This is a genomic window from Peptoniphilus sp. BV3C26, from assembly GCF_000478985.1.
Taxonomy (GTDB): domain Bacteria; phylum Bacillota; class Clostridia; order Tissierellales; family Peptoniphilaceae; genus Peptoniphilus_B; species Peptoniphilus_B koenoeneniae.
Genome location: NZ_AWXB01000058.1, coordinates 19,370 through 38,009, shown reverse-complemented (window position 1 = coordinate 38,009; position 18,640 = coordinate 19,370). Strand labels below are relative to the sequence as shown.

The following is an 18,640-nucleotide window of genomic DNA, read 5'->3' as shown; positions in this document are numbered from 1 at the left end:
TTTTAAATTTATAGGAGGAAAAAATGAATTCAAAAGACGAAATGAAAAAATTAAACTTTGACACAAAGTGTGTACACGCAGGTTATGTAAAGAATGATGTTGGGGCACTTGCTTGTCCTATTTACCAAACTTCAACCTTTATATTTGATTCTGCTGAACAAGGCGGAAGAAGATTTGCTCTTGAAGAAGACGGATACATTTATTCTCGTTTAGGAAATCCTACAAACGCTCAAGTTGAAGCAAAGGTTGCCATGCTTGAGGGCGGTGAAGCTGCCCTTTCAACTGCTTCCGGAATGGGTGCTATAACTTCAGCAATTTGGACAAACTTAAAAGCAGGAGACCACGTTCTTGCTGCAAAAACTCTTTATGGATGTACATTTGCATTCTTAGAACATGCTCTACCAAGATTTGGAGTAGAAGTTGATTTTATAGACATGGCTAACTTAGATGAAGTTAAGAGTCACTTAAAACCGAATACAAAGATAACTTATCTTGAAACTCCTGCAAATCCAAACATGGATATTTCAGATATTGAAGCAATTGCAAAATTGTCTCATGAAAACAATAAAGAAGGTCTTGTAATTGTAGACAACACTTATTGTTCACCATACATTTCAAATCCACTATCTTTAGGTGCTGATATAGTTGTTCACTCAGCTACTAAATACATCAACGGTCACGGCGATGTCATTGCGGGATTTGTTATTGGAAGCCAAGAAATGATAACTAACATTAGATTTGTTGGTCTTAAAGATATGACAGGTGCAGTTCTTGATCCATTTGCTGCATACCTAATCAACAGAGGACTAAAAACACTTCCACTAAGAATGGAAAAACACTGTGCAAACGCAATGAAAGTTGCTGAATTCCTTGAAAATCATCCAGCAGTAGAAAGTGTTGCATATCCTGGACTTAAATCATTTAAATACTATGATCTTGCTAAAAAACAAATGAAACTTCCTGGTGCTATGATTTCTTTCGAACTTAAAGGTGGAATCGAAGCTGGAAGAACTTTAATGAACTCTGTTAAACTTTGTACATTAGCTGTATCTTTAGGAGATGCTGAAACTCTAATTCAACATCCAGCTACAATGACTCACTCTCCATATTCTAAAGAAGAAAGAGAAGCTGCAGGCATCACAGATGGTATGGTTAGACTTTCTGTAGGTCTTGAAAATGCTGATGACATTATTGCTGACCTTGAACAAGCTCTTGGACAAATTAAATAAGATTTGTTAAAGCTTAAAAAAGCAAATTAAATTAAAAAATTCGGTCTTTATTTAGTCTATTGGATTAAAATTAAAGACCGATTTTTTTATAGGGTAAAAATTTTTTAAAAAATTGCAAAATAATTGTAAAGAAATTTATCAATTGTAAAAAAATCTTGTATTAATGGGGTAAAAGTGGTTTAATTACAATAAATATCATAGTTAAAAAGGAGAAATTTCTTTATAGATGAATAGATTAAAAAAGAATGTATATTTAATACAATTATTACCTTCTTTAGTTTTAACAATATTTGTTATGTTTATATCAAGTTATGGCTTTAAAGATGGAATATTTTTTTCGTATTTTAAAGAACCCTTAATAATTTTATACAATTTTATTCCAATTTATCTTTTTGTATTAATTTTAAGTTTTTTATTTAAAAGTGAAACAATAGGATTCGGAGCAACAAGCCTTATAAGTCTTTTACTTGCCTTTACCAATGGGAAAAAAGTTTTGTATAGGTCTGAACCTCTTTATTTTTCAGACTTTAAATTTATAAAAGAAGCTTTTACCATGGTTAAAAAATATAAAGTTGCACCGGACAAGCAAGTTCTTATAGGCTTTGTCTTAGTTTTGGTACTCTTTGTATTTTTAATAAAATTTTTTAAAAATAACAAAGCTCTGTGGCGGTTCAGATTTTTACAATCCATAATTTTAACTTGCCTGCTTTTTATTTTTACAAATATTTATATTTTTGATGAGAATGTATACTCATCTCTTGGATCTCAAAGCAATTTAAATCTTTGGATACACCTTGATTCTTATGAGTCAAAGGGTTTTGTATATCCTTTTTTACACTCTATAAAATCTGCGGTAGGTTATAAATATAAAGACTTCAATGAAAAAAAGGCTGAAGAAATTTATTCAACTTATAAAAGCAAAGGAATACCAGATGAGAAAAAAGTAAATATTATTGCAATACAACTGGAATCCTTTAAGGATTTTTATATGTATAGAAATTCTAATCTTGAATTTACCCACGATCCCTATAAATATTTTCATGATTTACAAAATGAATCTATTTATGGGCAGACTATAGTTAATGTTTTTGGAGGTGGAACTTTTTATACTGAATCCAGTGTAATAAGTGGATATAGAAACACGCCGACCTATGATATACCAAGAAAAACTTATGCGAGATATTTAACAGATCAGGGCTACAAAATTGAAAGCTCCCATCCTTTTGTAGGAACTTTTTACAACAGGGTAAATGCTTATAAATCCATTGGTCTTGGGACTTTTTATGACATGGAAAACACCTTCAGCAAAATGAGTGATGACATTTTATTTGATAGGGAATATTTTAATTTTATTTTAGATAAGTTTGACGAGAACAGAAAAAACGGACCTTATATGAGCTTTAATGTAAGTTATGAAGGCCATGGCCCTTATAATGAAGAAGAGGGGCCTCAAAATGAAGCTTTAGTTTGGAATGATAATTATACAAGAGAAGATTTTAATTATTTCAACAATTATTTAAATCTTATGGAAGACACATCAAATCAACTTGAGATTTTAATAAATCATTTAAGACAGGTTGAAGAGCCAACTGTATTAATATTCTGGGGAGATCATTCTCCATCAATGCAAGAGCAAAACAGACTTTTTAAAATTTTTGGTATAAATGACAATTTGGCAACTGTTGATGGATTTTGGAATAATTATTCAACTCCTTATATTATTTGGGCAAATGAAAAGGCAAAAGAAGTAACTGGAAATGCTTTTAGGGGACAGGGTCCTGATCTTGATCCTTGCTTTTTGTTTAATTATCTTTTTAAACAGTTAGGTTATGAGGGAGATTGGTACAATCAATATCTAAGTGATTTTACAAGAAATATAGATGTTATAAAACCTCACTTTTTAAAGGTCAATGGTCAATTTCGTCTAAATGGAGATATGGAAACAGACAAGAAAATTCAAGAATTTTACAACATGGAATATTATCGAATGAAGGAAAAAGTTGAAGAATAATATTTAATAAAAAAAGGGATGATTTTAAAATCATCCCTTTTAAAATTTAAATTTTATTTTAAAAATGCAAGATAGGCTTTCATTGTCATATAGGCATCGGCCTTTGAAAGTATCTCATAAGGTGCGTGCATGGAGAGCATAGCAGTTCCGCAGTCAACTACTTCAGCGCCCTTTCCTGCAAGAATATAGGCGATAGTTCCGCCGCCACCTTGATCTGTTTTCCCAAGTTCTGAAGTTTGCCAAATAACATTGTTATCGTTAAATTTATTTACAACTTCTCTTAAAAATTCAGAGTTTGCATCATTGCTGCCGCTCTTTCCACGAGCTCCAGTATATTTTGCTATAGCAACACCGTATCCACTTAAGGCTGCATTTTTATCATCACTTACTTCTTTAAAGTCCGGGTCTAAGGCAACAATAACATCAGCTGAAAGAACTTTTGAGTTTGCAATGGAACGTCTTAAAAGTAAATCTGAATAATTTTTTTGATTTGCCAAAATTTCAGCAAGGGCATTTTCAAAAAATGCAGAATTCATGGAAGTGTTACCCACTGAACCGATTTCTTCCTTATCTACGAAAAGGCCCACTGCAGTAATTTTTGGATTTTCAACTTGAAGAAGGGCGTAGAGATTTGCGAAAGAGCAAACCCTGTCATCTTGACCGTGACCAGCTACCATAGCTCTGTCGAAACCAACATCTCTTGCTTTTGATGCAGGCACAACTTCAAGTTCTGCAATTGCAAAATCTTCTTCAACCATATTATATTTTTCATTTAAATATTGAAGAACAAATTTTTTTATGGGATTTTCTTTTTCCTTTGAACCGTAGCTGGAATGACCTACAATAACATTTAAACTTTCTGCAGTGATTGCTTCACTTAAAGGTTTTTTGTTTTGATCTGCACTTAGGTGGGGAAGTAAATCTGTTATATAAAAAATTGGATCATTTTCATCTTCTCCAATGGCAATTTCAAATTTTTCATTGTTTTTATTTATTATTATTCCGTGAATTGCTAATGGAATAGTCGGCCATTGATACTTGCGAATACCGCCGTAATAGTGAGTTTTAAGAAAGGCTAGTTCACTGTCTTCATAAAGGGGATTTTGTTTTACATCAAGGCGGGGAGAATCTATGTGAGATCCTACAATATTCATACCTTCTTCTAAGTCATCTCCTATTACAAAAAGAGCAAGGCTTTTATTTTTATTGTTTACATAAATTTTGTCACCCTTTTTAATTTTATTTTTAAGAGCTTCTTTAAGTTCAATAAAACCCTTTTCTTTTGCTTTTTCAATTATAAAAGAAGTGGCTTCTCTTTCAGTTTTTGCCTTATCTAAAAAATTTTTATAATCTTCACCGTAAGCATAAATTTTTTCTTTTTCATTTTCGTCAATTTGTTGCCATACTGATTTTTTAATTTTTTCCAAAATAAGTCTCCTTTCAAAACAATCATATTTTCTTATAGAATACACTTTAATTTAAGTTGAGTAAAGTTAAAGAAAATTATAATTAAAATGCAAAAATATTTGATATCTCTTAAACTTTGTGATAATATATAAAATTTACTTTTTTTAATTTCAATGTTATACTATAAATAGGCCATTTAAGGAGGTTAAAATGTTTGAAATTGGAGATAAAGTAGTATATCCCATGCACGGCGCCGGAATAATTGTAAATATAGACATTAAAGAAGTACTTGGCGAAGAAAGAAAATATTATATTCTCAGAATGCCCATAAACGGAATGAGAGTTATGGTTCCTGTAGAAAATGCTAAAGACCTTGGAGTTAGATATATTTATGGCCCTGCTGAAATGAATAAAGTTTTTGAAACATTAAAAGATGATGCTGAAGAAGATTTGCCATCAAATTGGAACAGGAGATACAGGTTTAATATGGAACGTATTAAGTCGGGAGATCTTACTGAAATTGCAAAAGTAGTCAGATGTCTTACTAAGATGGATGAAGAGAAAACTTTATCAACTGGAGAGAGGAAACTCCTTAATAATGCTAAACAAATCATAATATCCGAGATGGCCCTCGTTTATGATAAAAGCGTAAGCGAAATTGACAGCCTTGTTGAAAAGGCTATTTTAGCATGAGGAGGTAAAGACCATAAATAAAGAAGTATTTAAAAAAATTTTTAGGCTGCTTTGGTCATTGGTTGGCGCAGGCTTCGGTTTAATTTTAATTACCATTTTTAGATTAATCGGGCTTGAATTTTTTGATGGAAGGGCAAACTTAATTTTTAGGATATCCTTAATTATTTTATTTGCAATTATATTTTTTATAACGGGGCCCAAAATCTTTAAAGGTTTTGAGTCTTTACAGGATTTCTTGGAAGAAGAGTTAAAGGGTAGGAGCCTACCGGAGCTTATTTGGGGGCTTTCAGGTCTTATAATAGGTTTATTAGTTGCCTTTTTTATTTCCCAACCAATTTACAGAATACCAATACCATATCTTGGAAGTGTACTTAGTATTTTAGTTTATGTAATGTTTGGCTTTTTAGGGGTAAGACTTGCAGTTCATAACAAGGAAGAGCTTACGAACAGAATTAAAGAAGCCCTTCAAAAACCCTTTGAAAAAAAAGAAACTTTAAAACTTCCAAAAATAAGCGGCAAACCAAAAGTCTTGGACACATCTGTTATAATTGACGGCAGAATCAAAGATATTTGTGATAGTGGATTTTTAGAGGGGCCTGTAATAGTACCGGTATTTGTCCTTGAGGAACTTCAACACATTGCAGATTCTGCAGATAATTTAAAAAGAACCAGAGGAAGACGAGGTCTGGACATTATTCATGAAATGCAAGAAGATAAAGTTATTGAAATTATAGTTTCAGATTTAACTTATGATGACATAGCTGAAGTTGATTCAAAACTTTTAAAACTTACAAAGGATGTAAAGGGAAAAATTGTTACAAACGATTATAATTTAAACAAGGTGGCAAAAGTTCAAAACATAGAAGTTTTAAATATAAATGAACTTGCAAACTCTGTTAAACCTGTTTATTTACCTGGTGAAGAAATGTCCGTTTCCATAGTTAAAGTTGGAAAGGAATTAAATCAAGGTTTATCCTACTTAGATGATGGAACAATGATAGTTGTTGAAAATGGAAAAGATTATTTAGGCAAAAGCATAAAAGTTGAAGTTACCTCAGTACTACAAACTTCAGCAGGAAAGATGATTTTTGCAAAACCAAAGGCGGCTTAGCCGTCTTTTTTTATATTTTTTAAGATAAGCAAAATTAAAATATTTATACAAATAACTTATAATAATTGTATTAAAAAATTAAATTTTATATAATTTACAAGAAGGTGAAAAATGAAAAATTTATTTGATATATTAGTTGAAGCAAACAAAAAAGCGAAAGATAAATACGCAATTTTAACGGAAAAAAATAAATATACTTTTGCAGAATATTTGTCCAAGGCAAAAAAAGTTGCAAATTTTTTTAATCAAAGAAGACTTTGATTTAAAGAAACCCTTTCTTGTACTTATAGATGACAATGAATATGATTTATTTGCTTTTATGGGCATCTTAGGAGCGGGAGGATATTATGTTGCCATTAATTACAAAACTCCCAAAGAAAGACTTGAAGAAATAATAAAAAGATACGACTTTGCAGGCATCTTATCTTCAAAAGAAAGTTCAATTTTTTCAAAAGACATAAAAGAGATAATTGAAACTAATGAAGAAATAGACATGAAGTTTCTAAATAAAAGCATAAGGACATCCCCTGCTTTTGGTATGTTTACATCTGGATCAACAGGAAGCCCAAAACTGGTTTTAAAAAGTCACGGCTCTATAATTGATCAGTGCAGAAACTTTAATGAAGAATTTAATTTTACAAGGGAAGATATTTTTGGAAATCAAGTTAGCTTTGAATTTGATTCTTCCTGTAAAAGTATTTTTTTGTCGATTTATAACCTTGCAGCTATAGCCCTAATACCGCCTAAATATTTTATGTTTCCCAAAAAAATCCTTGATCTTATAAATTATTTTCAAGCAAGTGTTTTAATTTGGTCTACTTTTGCTTTAAGAATTATGGAAAATTTTAAGGCATTTTCTTATAAAAAAATACCAAGCGTAAAAAAAGTTATGTTTTCAGGAGAAATTTTACCAAAGAGAACGGCGATTTATTGGATGGAAAATTCTCAGGCAAAATTTTACAATCTTTATGCTCCTACTGAAGTAAGTTTTAATTGTCTTTATCATGAGATTTCAAAAGATGATGATCTTTTAAATATTCCTGCTGGAAAAGAAGTTCCTGGATCTAAAATATATATCTTAGATGAAGAAAACAAACCTTGTAAAGAAAATGAAGAAGGACAAATTTTTGTTGGAGGAGAAGGACTTGCCTTAGGTTATTATGATGATTTTGAAAAAACAAATATGACCTTTGTTCAAAATCCTCTACAAAATAAATATAGGGAAATTTTTTATAAAACGGGTGATTTTGGACTTATAAAAAATGGGGAAATTTATTTTAAGGGCAGAATGGATAATCAAGTAAAACACTTAGGATATAGAATAGAACTTGGAGAAATTGAAAATAGAATTAATGCCTTAGAAGGAATTGACATAAGCGGAGTTTTATTTGAAAAAGAAAAAGAATTAATAAGCGTATTTTATCAAGGTCAAATCGATGAAAAAAATATGTTTAGGCTCTTAAAAGATAAATTGCCAAGACACATGATGCCAAAAAAAATAATAAGACTTGACGTAATGCCATTAAATAGAAATAATAAAGTAGATAGAAATAAATTAAAAGAATATTTAGGAGAAAAAAATGACTAATTTAGACAAAATTATAGAAATTTTAAAGGATGTAACACCAGATCCTAATGCTGAAATCGAAGAAGATACTGAACTTATTGAATCAGGAGTAATAGATTCCTTTGATACTGTAAGTTTGATTTTGGAACTTAACGATGAATTCGGAATCGACATAGGAGTTGAAGACATCTTACCTGAAAATTTTGAAACTCCAAAAACTATTTTAGAACTTGTAGAGCATTTTTTTAGGAGAGCTTGATTGAATTTTACAAATCCCATTCTTTATTTAGGGTTAAGTATTTTTGTAGTTTTATATTACACAATTTTTAAAAAATTCCAGTGGTTATTTTTACTTCTGGCAAGTCTTGTTTTATATTTTGTCATGGAAAAATCCATGGCAATTTATATTATTATAACTAGTATAAGCATTTATTTTTTAGGTGTAAAAATACAAAAAATAAACGACCTCTACCCTAAGAAAGATAGAAAAAAATATTCAAAAAAATATTTAATAAGTGGGCTTTTAATTAATTTTGGAATACTTTTTGGCTTAAAATATCTGGGACTTTTAAAAGTATTTAAAATTGAAAGCTTTGATTTTATGTCAATTATTCCGCCCCTGGGAATATCTTTTTACACTTTCAAGGCAACTTCATATTTAATTGATCTTTATAGAAGTAAATATGATGCTGAGAAAGATTTTTTTAAATTTGCAACTTTTGTAAGTTATTTTCCAGCTCTTTTACAGGGCCCTATTGATAAATATGATGAACTTTCAAATACCTTATACACAAAGAAAAATTTTGACTATGAAAATCTTGTAAGAGGTTTTTATTTAATTTTATTTGGTATTATGAAGAAAACCGTAATAGCGGATAGATTGGTTGAACCTATAGGAAATGTTGTAAAATCTTACACTTCTTATCAAGGTTCTGTTTTATTTTTTGCTATGTTTGTTTTTGGAATTCAAATTTATGCAGATTTTTCCGGCGGTATAGATATGGTTAGGGGTTTTTCAAAAATCTTGGGAATTGATCTTGCAGAGAATTTTAATAATCCCTATTTTGCAGATTCAGTTGCAGAGTATTGGAGAAGGTGGCACATGAGTTTGGGAGCTTGGATGAGAGAATATGTATTTTATCCTATGAGTCTTTCAAAGAGTTTTGCTAACATAAATAAAAAATCAAGGAAAAAATTTGGACCTAAATATGGGAAAATTTTTACTTTGCTTATTTCAACTATTGTAGTTTATCTTTTAATAGGAGCTTGGCATGGTGCAAGGACCATATCTCTTTTATTCGGTTTATTTTATGGTATAGTTATATCTATTTCTCTTGTTTTGGAAAATATAAGAGCAGACATAGATAAGAAACTTCCTCTACCCTATAAATTTAAATATTCCTTAAAAATTTTATGGGTAATTTTTATTACCACCATAGGAAGATATTTTTCTAAGGCAAATACTGGAAGAGAACTTTGGATCATGCTTAAATATACTGTAAAGAATTATTTCGGAAAAAATTTTTGGGCAAACTTTTATTCTGCCATGAACATGAAACCTCTTTCATATGTGGTTCTTATTATTGGCATAACTATAATGATTTTTGCCGGAATATATAAGGAAAAATACGGAGATTTTTACGAAAAGATAAAGAGACTTAAACCTGTAAGTTTATATTTACTTTTAGTCTTTGTAATAGGATTTACAATTGTTTTCGGACTTATGGGCACAAACATAACTCAAATGGAATTTGTATATCAAAAATATTAGGAGAAAAATGAAAGCTAAAAAACAAATTAAAATAGTTATACTTTCAATTTTAAGTATTCTTATTTTAATAGGAGCAATAAATTTTTATATGGACCCCTTTGGAGTCTTTAGAAAAGATGGTTGGTTTGCATATAGGATGACAAGAAATCCTCGAACTGCAAAAATAACTTATCTAAATAATAAGGATAATTATGATGCTTATATAGTAGGGTCATCAGGTTCAAGTCCTCTTTTGACACAAAGCTTTAATAAATATGGCAAAAAAAATTATTATAACGCCTTTTATTATGGTGCCGATATGAAGGATGTAAAAGAAACTGTTAAATATTTGGTAAATAAAAGAGGTGCAAAAGAAATAGTCTTGCCTATTACTTTTTCTTTTGCTGAAAGTTATGATACAGGGGATAATGATCTTCACTACAAGATGAAGCCTGAAGTTGATGGTAAAAATAAATTTGAATTTTACTTAAATTATTTATTTTCAGATATGAGATATGCCTATGACATGTATAAGTCTTCAAAAAAGAAATCTTATATTCCATCGGGATTTGATGTATTTATACCTGATAGTGGCAATTATGACAAAAGAGTTAGAGATACAGAAAATATAGGCTCCCTTGAAAATTATTTAAATTTATATCCGGATTTTAAATTTGAAAAGGCAAAAATAGAAACAAAATATAAAGATCAATTTTTTTCAGACTTAGAAGATACAGTAAAGTTTTTGCAAGAGAAAAATGTTAAATTAAGACTTATAATGTATCCTCTTTATAAAACTGCCTTTAATGCTTACCCAAAAACAGATATTGATGAATTTTATAGAAGGTTAAATAAAATAAGCGACTATTGGGATTTTACTTATTCAAGTATAAGTCTTGATCCAAGATATTTTTATGATACCGCCCACTATAGAAATGATGTGGGAGATATGATGATATATAAAATATTTGGAGACAAAGAACATTTTATTCCTGAAGATTTTGGAACTTTTGTAAAGAAAGGACAAGATGTAAGACCTCAAATTGCAAAAAAAGAAAATTTTGAAGGTAAAATTTTAAATCTGATGCTCCATCATATAGGGCAAGATAAAAATAATCCTGCAATAATTGATGAAAATAAACTTATAGAACTTTTTGAAAAAATAAAAGAAAAAAATTATACTACAATAAGTCTAAAAGATATAAATGATTTTGTAGAAAAGGGAAAAGCCCTTCCTGAAAAATCAATTCTTTTAACTTTTGACGATGGCTATAAAAGTAACTATACAAAAGTTTATCCCCTTTTAAAAAAGTATAATTATAAAGCTTTGTATTTTCCCATAGGAGTTTCCATAGGCAAAGACACTTATAAAGAAAGCGGAATAAAAATTATTCCCCACTACGATTTAAATCAAATGGAAGAAATGAAAAATTCAAAACTTGTGGAATTTGGATCCCACACTTTTGATATGCACCAAGTGGAAAAATATGAAAAAGAAAATCCTGACATTCACACATCTCTTTTAAGGCAGGGGGATGAGAAAGAATATATTTCTTATTTAAAAAATGATATTAAAAATTTTGAAGAAAAGATGAATGGACTTATGAGTCCCTATAAGGCTATGGCATATCCTTTAGGTCTTCACGATAATTTAAGTGATGTTATAGTAAAAGAAAAGGGATATAACATTACATTTACAACAAATGAAGGAGAAAATATTATTTTAAAGGGATTAAAACAGTCTACTTTTTCAATGAATAGAATAAACATAGGTCCTGAAACGGATTTAGAACAAGTATTAAAATAACCCGAAAAATTCGGGTTATTTTTTTATGCTTTTTAAATATTCTTTTGCGCCGTTAAGATTCATGTAATAATTTGCAAAACTGGCATTTTCTGCAAGTTTATATATATTTAAATCCTTTAAATCTTCTTGATTTAACATTTCTTTTGAAAAAAGACTATAAGAAAGAAGAGCCTTTTTTCTAAATTTTAATTTTACAAATAAATTATCATAAGATTTTTCCTCTAGTTTTTCATTAAAGTTTGAAAGTCTTATGCAAAGATAAAAAACATATAAATTTTTTTCCATATCATCTTTTATTATCTTATAATTTATCTGATCTAAACCCTTTGAAGTGCCATAGATGTTTTTAATTAAGGCATCTATATCATCTATAATTTTAATTTTTGCAAGCTCACCTTCATCAATGGTTTTAAGCTCATAAGTAAGTTTTTTAAAATTTTCCTCATTTACAGGTAGAGAAAATAGTTCTCTTAAATATATTTTAAAAGTTTTTCTCTCAATAATACTTTTATCTGTTGAACTTTTTAAAACAATGGTGTTTATAGTGGGATTTAAATAAAAAATATAAACAAGTTCTTTTATATTTTGGTAAGAATTTTTAAAATAATCCTGGTCACTAAGCTCAAGAGTAAGAGTATCATCTTTTAAATTCATTATTTGTTCTGTTTTATTTAAAGCAACACTTAAATCTTTAATTTTTTCAGCAGAAGGCCTTGAGGAAAAATATTGAAAAATTTTTTCCCTTTCATCCATTTCTTTTGAAATCTCTTGATTTGAGCAGGCTGTTAAAAATATAAAAATTGAAATTAAAAATAAAAAATATTTTTTCAAAATATCACCAATCTAAGTTTATTAGCCTTTTATTTTTAAGTCAAGAATAAGAAAACATTTTCTGTATAAAGAGGATTGTGTGCTATAATTTACTTAGTTTAAAAATTAATTATTAGGAGGATAAAAATGGACAATAAAAAAGAAGCTATGAAGCTTCATAGAGAATTAAGGGGAAAATTTGAAATTAAACCAAGAGCAAAGACAGATAACGCAGAAGTTCTTGCCCTTGCATATACACCGGGAGTTGCAGAAGCTTGTTTAGCAATTAAAGAAGATCCTCACGAAGCTTACAATTTAACAAGAAAATGGAATCTTGTAGGAGTTGTAACTGATGGAACTGCAGTTTTAGGTCTTGGAGATATAGGTGCTATGGCAGGAATGCCAGTTATGGAAGGAAAATCAATTTTATTTAAAAATTTTGCTAATGTTGATGCCTTTCCAATCTGCCTTGCTACAAAAGATACAGAAGAAATTATAAAAACTGTAAAAAATCTTGAACCTACTTTTGGTGGAATAAATCTTGAAGATATAAAAGCACCTAAGTGTTTTGAAATAGAACAAAGGCTTGCAGAAGAAATGGACATTCCAGTTTTTCATGACGACCAACATGGAACTGCAATAGTTGTTATTGCAGCAATTTTAAATTCTTTAAAATTAGTAGGAAAAAAACTTGAAGACACAAGAATTGTAATGAGTGGTGCCGGTGCAGCTGGTATGGCAATATTACACCTTCTTACTCTTGAAGGAGCAAAAAATGTAATTTTTGTAGGAAGAAAAGGAATAATAGGTCCGGACTACTACGATGATGAATATAGACAAAAAATGCTTTCTAAATGTAATCCTGAAAATGTTAAGGGCGGCATGGCAGAAGCTTTAACAGGAGCTGATATTTTTATAGGAGTTTCAGGTCCAGGTCTTGTTACAAAAGAAATGGTAGAAAAGATGAATAAAGATGCAATTGTTTTTGCAATGGCAAATCCAGTTCCTGAAATTTATCCGGAAGAAGCAAAAAAAGGTGGAGCAAGAATTTGTGGTACAGGAAGAAGTGACTTTCCAAATCAAGTAAATAATGTATCAGTATTTCCGGGACTTTTCAGAGGAGCCCTTGATGTAAGAGCAAGAAAAATTACAGATAACATGAAACTTGCCGCAGCTCATGCAATAGCAGATGCAGTTGAAAATCCTATAGAAGAACGTGTACTCCCTGATGCTTTTGATTTAAGCGTTGCAGAAAAAGTTGCAAAAGCTGTAGCAGATCAAGCAAGAAAAGATGGAGTTGCAAGAGAATAATGGATTATAGAATTGAACATGACAGCATCGGTGAGATAAGAGTTCCAAAAGATAAATATTGGGCTGCTCAAACTGAAAGAAGTCATGAAAATTTTCTTATAGGTACTGAAAAGATGCCTGAAGAAATAATAAGAGCTTTTGCAATTTTAAAATATGGAGCTGCTGAAACTAATAAAAATTTAAATCTTATTGATGAAAAAAAAGCAGGAGCTATAAAAAAAGTTTGTGATGAAATACTTGAAGGAAAACTTGACGAACATTTCCCTCTTGTGGTTTGGCAAACAGGATCTGGCACTCAAAGCAATATGAATGTAAATGAAGTAATAGCTAACAGGGGAAATGAAATACTAAAGGAAAAAGTTCTTCATCCAAATGATGATGTAAATAAATCCCAATCAAGTAATGATACTTTTCCAACGGCTCTTCATATAAGTGCTTTACTTTCCATCGAAGAAAAATTAATTCCTGCTATAGATCAATTGGAAGAAACTTTTGATAAACTTTCAAAAGACTATATGGAAATTATAAAAACAGGAAGAACTCACTTGCAAGATGCAGTGCCCCTATCTTTAGGACAAGAAATAAGCGGCTGGCATAGAATGCTTGAACTTTCAAAGGAAATGATAAAAGATTCTCTTGAAAGACTCCGTGAAATTGCCCTGGGAGGAACTGCAGTAGGAACAGGACTTAATGCTCACAAAGATTTTGCAGAACTTGTAGCAAAAGAAATTTCAAAAAAAAGCGGCCATAAATTTATAAGCGCAAAAAATAAATTTCATGCTCTAACAAGTAAAGATCAACTTGTCTTTGTGCATGGAGCAATAAGAGCTCTTGCATGTGATATGCTTAAAATGGCCAACGACGTAAGACTTCTTGCATCAGGTCCAAGGTGTGGAATAGGAGAAATAACAATTCCTGCAAACGAACCTGGTTCATCAATAATGCCAGGAAAAGTTAACCCAACCCAAGCAGAAGCTCTTACAATGGTATGTGTTCAAGTAATGGCAAATGACACTGCAATAAGTATAGCGGCTTCTCAAGGAAATTATGAATTAAATGTATACATGCCTCTTATAGCTTATAATTTTCTTCAAAGTGTAAGACTTTTAAGTGATGCACTTATAAGCTTTAATAAAAATTGTGCAGTTGGAATAAAACCCAATATGGAAAAAATTAATGAAAATGTAAACAAATCTTTAATGCTTGTAACTGCACTTAATCCCTATATAGGCTATGAGAATGCAGCTAAAATTGCAAAAAAAGCTCACCAAGAGGGAACAACTTTAAAAGAAGCTTGTCTTAGTTTAAAACTTTTAACAGAAGAAGAATTTGATAAAATAGTAGACCCTAAGAAAATGGTAAATTTAAAAAGATAATATCAAAAAGAAACAGAGTAAAATCTGTTTCTTTTTTTTAAATTGGGTATAATTATATTAATAAATTATAGAAATTTAAGGAGGGCAAAATGAAATTTTTAGTACCTATAGATGGATCAAAATCCAGTAATGAATCCGTAAAAGTTGCAAGAAAATTAGGAGAAAAAGTTCAAGCGGATTTATTAATACTTACAGTAATACCTGAAACCAGCATATTTGAACAATATCCTACAAATTTCCCCTATACTTTGGAAATAGATAAGGCAAACACCGAAAGAGCGGAATTTGTCTTAACTGATGTAGATAAAGAACTGGAAAATTATCCCTACAATCATGAAACATTTTATACATCAGGAAATCCTGCAAGTCAAATTTGTAAATTTGCAGAAGAACATGATTGTGATTTAATAGTAATGGGAAACCGTGGTTTGGGAGCATTTTCAAGAACACTTTTAGGAAGCGTATCAAACAAAGTAATAAACCAATCAAAAGTAAGTGTCCTTGTAGTAAAAAGTGATTTAAAATAAAAAGAGATTGTTAAACAATCTCTTTTTTTATAGAAATTTTAAATTTATTTTAATAAAAGGGGAGTTACATAAGCTTCAATAAGAGCGGCGATTATCAGTAGGGGAATTACAATTTTAATAAAATTCATAATATTTTTTCTGAAAAGGTCTGAAAAATTTTCTCTGTCTTTTTTCAGAAATTTTTTTGTTATATTTAAGCAAAAAGTTACACCTAAATACATGGCATAAATAAGGGCGGGAATTTCAAATATTCCATGGGGAAGAATCCCAAAGACAAAAGCTCTAAGCAAGTTCATTTTTTTAAAAGAGAGCATTTTTCCTATTACCCCTATTATAAATCCATTTGCAAAAGAGCCTAAGTAAGGTAAAAACAAAAAAGGTATGAAGCCTATAATGACCATTATAAAGCTTGCTCTTACATTATTTATAAAAAGTCCCTTTGCGGAAATTTCTCCGTTTATTAAAATATTTTCTTTATTTTTAATAAATTCATAGGAAAATTTTTGCGCTAAGTCTTCATTTAAGAGAAAGTAACCCAACAAGATTGAAACTAAAAAAGTGAGACTTAGTGAGATAATTATATTTCTTTTTTTCATAAAGTCCTCCAAATTATTGTTTTGTTATTTATATACCCATAAAGTTTAACTTAATGTTAAAATAGATATGGGTGAGAAAATGATAAGAAAAGAAGAAAACAAAGACATTTTAAAAATTATATTAATTGCAATTACTTTTACTTTTTGCTTCATATATATAAAAAGTATTTTCAAATATTTTTTATTTTTACTTGGTATTGTAAGTCCTTTTATTGCAGGGGCGGCTCTCGCTTTTGTTTTAAAAATTCCAATGAATTTTTTTATAAAGCTTTTAAGTAAAGTTAAGAATGAAAAGTTTAAAAAATTTATAGAGCCTCTTGCTCTTTTAATAACTTTAATTATTTTAGGAGCCTTTATAACTCTTGTAACTTATCTTATAATTCCTCAACTTATAAATGCGGTTAAAGCTCTTGAAGAGAAGATACCTGAATTTATAAAAAGACTTGTAGAATTTTTAAAGAAAAATTCCTGGACTGCAGTTTATGGAGAAAATCTTGAAAAAACCATAAGCAAACTTTCTTGGGACAAAGTTTTTGACAAAGTTAAAGGATTTTTTGACGGGTCAAATTCAAAAATTTATACCTCAATTATAGGAACGGCATCGGGTATTTTCGGAGCCTTTATGGATTCTTTCTTAGCTTTTGTTTTTGCAATTTATATTCTTCTTGATAAAAAAGGTCTTGAAAGGCAATTTAAGAAATTGATAAAAGCTTTATTTAAGGAAAAGAGCGCCTATATTTTTCATGTTCTTTCAATTACTCACAATAATTTTTATTATTTTGTAAAAGGACAAGTTTTTGATGCAATTATACTTGGGCTTTTAACTTTTGTGGGCATGATAATTTTAAGACTTCCTTATGGACCTATGATTTCAGTTATTGCAGCTACAAGTGATCTGGTTCCTCTTGTGGGACCTTTTATAGGAACTGCTTTGGGAGTTGTGTTTATTTTAATAGAATCTCCTACAAAGGCCCTTATATATTTAATTTATTCTCTTGTTATCCAACAAATTCAAGGAAACTTTATTTACCCTAAAATTGTAGGTGGAGCTCTTTCTATACCTCCCATGTGGTCCTTATTTGCCATTATAGTTGGAGGAAGTCTTTACGGAATAATTGGGATGTGGGTTTTTGTTCCTCTTTTTGCAGTTGTATTTCAGCTCTTAAGAGAGTACACTAATAAAAGAATTACAAATATTTAATGGAAAGCTTCGGCTTTCTATTTTTGTATAAGGTGAGAAAATTTCTTGCCTTTTATTATGATATAATCTAAGAAATACTTATATTGAGGTTAAAATGGTAAATTTAATTTTGAAACTTGGAAAATTTGGAGGTCCTTACGAAGATAGGGCTAAAATTTCAACTTATACCGGATTTTTCGGCATTATCACCAATGTTATTCTTTCTATAATTAAAGTTACAATAGGTCTTGTTTCAGGCTCTATTTCAGTTCTTGCAGATGGGGTCAACAATATTTTTGATGTTTTTTCTGCAGTTGTAACTATTATAGGGGTTAAACTTTCAAGAAAACCTGCCGATAAGGAACATCCTTACGGCCATGGAAGAATAGAGTATTTATCAGCTCTTATTATTTGTATTTTTGTTTTAATAGTGGGAATTCAATTTTTATTCGCTTCCTACAAAAAAATAGTAAACGGATCAAAGGATGAATACAGTTTTATTTCCCTTATTCTTATGAACCTGTCAATTTTAATAAAGGTTTATATAGTTGTGGTTTATAAGACAATAGGAGAAAAAATTGATTCAAGTCCATTAAAGGCAACGGCAACAGATGCCATTGGAGATGTTTTAGTAACATCCATTGTACTTATAAATATTTTTACTAATAAGATTTTCAAAATTCATATTGACGGAATTATAGGGATAATTGTTTCAATATTTATTATTTTCTCAGCTTTTTCTCTTCTTAAGGATACGGTATCGAATATTATAGGAGAGGCACCTTCTGATGATATTATTAAAGAAATAAAAGATTCTATAAATTCTTACGAAGATGTTAAGGGCTGTCACGATGTAAGAGTTGTAAGCTTTGGTCCTGAAGATAAGTTTGCCATTGTGGATGTTGAATTTGATCATAACATGAGCATTTATGACGTTCATTCCATTGTTGACAATATGGAACATCAATTAAAAAATCAGCTTAAACTGAATTTTATTATTCATCCAGAACCAGCGGGTATGAAAGCTAAAAAATATAAGGATGCTGAAAGGGAAATTGAGAAGATTATGGAAACCACAAGAGCTTTTGTAGGCTTTCATGATTTAATAATAAGAGACGGAGTTATAAATTTTGATGCTGTAGTTGACGGAAATATAATAAAAAGTTACGGAGACAGAGATAAGATAGATAAAGAGATTGAAAATAAATTAAAAGAAAAATTTAAAGATTATACTTTTAATATTGAAATAAAAATGAGGTATTGAT

At 29.9% G+C, this 18,640-nt stretch carries 17 protein-coding genes; 14 read left to right on the top strand and 3 right to left on the bottom strand.

The features are described from left to right. The first annotated feature begins 23 nt into the window (after positions 1-23). Both megL and HMPREF1253_RS06790 read left to right on the top strand, forming a co-directional pair. Positions 24-1,229 (top strand): methionine gamma-lyase, encoded by a 1,206-nt coding sequence (gene megL / locus HMPREF1253_RS06795; protein ID WP_023056066.1) that lies wholly within the window; start codon positions 24-26, stop codon positions 1,227-1,229. Between the two features lie 226 nt (positions 1,230-1,455). Further along, positions 1,456-3,240 (top strand): sulfatase-like hydrolase/transferase, encoded by a 1,785-nt coding sequence (locus tag HMPREF1253_RS06790; protein WP_023056001.1) that lies wholly within the window; start codon positions 1,456-1,458, stop codon positions 3,238-3,240. Between the two features lie 53 nt (positions 3,241-3,293). Here HMPREF1253_RS06790 and HMPREF1253_RS06785 read toward each other — a convergent pair whose 3' ends face one another. Then, the gene (locus tag HMPREF1253_RS06785) at positions 3,294-4,667 is read right to left on the bottom strand and encodes an aminopeptidase (protein ID WP_023056102.1); all 1,374 of its coding nucleotides are present in this window, start codon (positions 4,665-4,667) and stop codon (positions 3,294-3,296) included. A gap of 190 nt (positions 4,668-4,857) precedes the next feature. Between HMPREF1253_RS06785 and HMPREF1253_RS06780 the strand changes: the two genes are divergently transcribed. From HMPREF1253_RS06780 to HMPREF1253_RS06755, 7 genes are all read left to right on the top strand, one after another. After that, positions 4,858-5,340: a CarD family transcriptional regulator gene (locus tag HMPREF1253_RS06780; RefSeq protein ID WP_023056110.1), complete on the top strand. Its 483-nt coding sequence runs from the start codon at positions 4,858-4,860 to the stop codon at positions 5,338-5,340. A gap of 58 nt (positions 5,341-5,398) precedes the next feature. Then, positions 5,399-6,451, top strand: coding sequence for a PIN/TRAM domain-containing protein (locus HMPREF1253_RS06775; RefSeq protein ID WP_023056019.1), 1,053 nt, complete (start codon positions 5,399-5,401; stop codon positions 6,449-6,451). Positions 6,452-6,562: 111 nt separating this feature from the next. Beyond that, on the top strand, positions 6,563-6,712 hold the full coding sequence (locus HMPREF1253_RS10135; RefSeq protein ID WP_155803749.1) for a hypothetical protein: 150 nt from the start codon (positions 6,563-6,565) through the stop codon (positions 6,710-6,712). Further along, positions 6,681-8,039, top strand: coding sequence for an AMP-binding protein (locus HMPREF1253_RS06770; protein ID WP_036739720.1), 1,359 nt, complete (start codon positions 6,681-6,683; stop codon positions 8,037-8,039). The genes HMPREF1253_RS10135 and HMPREF1253_RS06770 overlap by 32 nt, the downstream gene beginning before the upstream one ends. Continuing rightward, the gene (locus HMPREF1253_RS06765) at positions 8,032-8,277 is read left to right on the top strand and encodes a phosphopantetheine-binding protein (protein WP_023056106.1); all 246 of its coding nucleotides are present in this window, start codon (positions 8,032-8,034) and stop codon (positions 8,275-8,277) included. The genes HMPREF1253_RS06770 and HMPREF1253_RS06765 overlap by 8 nt, the downstream gene beginning before the upstream one ends. Beyond that, a complete protein-coding gene (locus tag HMPREF1253_RS06760; RefSeq protein ID WP_023056003.1) occupies positions 8,278-9,789 on the top strand; it encodes an MBOAT family protein in 1,512 nt (503 codons plus the stop codon). It abuts the gene before it with no gap. Positions 9,790-9,796: 7 nt separating this feature from the next. Continuing rightward, positions 9,797-11,575, top strand: a complete 1,779-nt coding sequence (locus HMPREF1253_RS06755; protein ID WP_023056104.1) for a polysaccharide deacetylase family protein — start codon at positions 9,797-9,799, stop codon at positions 11,573-11,575. A 15-nt stretch (positions 11,576-11,590) separates the two neighbouring features. Here the strand turns inward: HMPREF1253_RS06755 and HMPREF1253_RS06750 are convergent, their stop codons facing one another. Further along, on the bottom strand, positions 11,591-12,406 hold the full coding sequence (locus HMPREF1253_RS06750; protein WP_023056081.1) for a hypothetical protein: 816 nt from the start codon (positions 12,404-12,406) through the stop codon (positions 11,591-11,593). A gap of 126 nt (positions 12,407-12,532) precedes the next feature. On the opposite strand from HMPREF1253_RS06750, the gene HMPREF1253_RS06745 reads away from it, so the two are divergent. From HMPREF1253_RS06745 to HMPREF1253_RS06735, 3 genes are all read left to right on the top strand, one after another. Further along, entirely contained in the window at positions 12,533-13,696 is a 1,164-nt protein-coding gene (locus tag HMPREF1253_RS06745; protein WP_023056031.1) for an NADP-dependent malic enzyme, read from the top strand. Continuing rightward, on the top strand, positions 13,696-15,072 hold the full coding sequence (gene fumC, locus HMPREF1253_RS06740) for a class II fumarate hydratase (RefSeq protein ID WP_023056036.1): 1,377 nt from the start codon (positions 13,696-13,698) through the stop codon (positions 15,070-15,072). Before HMPREF1253_RS06745 ends, fumC begins: the two co-directional genes overlap by 1 nt. Before the next feature lie 89 nt (positions 15,073-15,161). Beyond that, entirely contained in the window at positions 15,162-15,599 is a 438-nt protein-coding gene (locus tag HMPREF1253_RS06735; RefSeq protein ID WP_023056095.1) for a universal stress protein, read from the top strand. Positions 15,600-15,643: 44 nt separating this feature from the next. Here the strand turns inward: HMPREF1253_RS06735 and HMPREF1253_RS06730 are convergent, their stop codons facing one another. Then, entirely contained in the window at positions 15,644-16,195 is a 552-nt protein-coding gene (locus HMPREF1253_RS06730) for a stage II sporulation protein M (protein ID WP_023056006.1), read from the bottom strand. A 79-nt stretch (positions 16,196-16,274) separates the two neighbouring features. Between HMPREF1253_RS06730 and HMPREF1253_RS06725 the strand changes: the two genes are divergently transcribed. Together HMPREF1253_RS06725 and HMPREF1253_RS06720 are read left to right on the top strand one after the other, a co-directional pair. Continuing rightward, complete coding sequence (locus tag HMPREF1253_RS06725) at positions 16,275-17,396, top strand: AI-2E family transporter (protein ID WP_023056059.1); 1,122 nt, start codon at positions 16,275-16,277, stop codon at positions 17,394-17,396. Positions 17,397-17,490: 94 nt separating this feature from the next. Beyond that, positions 17,491-18,639 (top strand): cation diffusion facilitator family transporter, encoded by a 1,149-nt coding sequence (locus HMPREF1253_RS06720; protein WP_023055995.1) that lies wholly within the window; start codon positions 17,491-17,493, stop codon positions 18,637-18,639. Position 18,640: the final 1 nt, after the last annotated feature.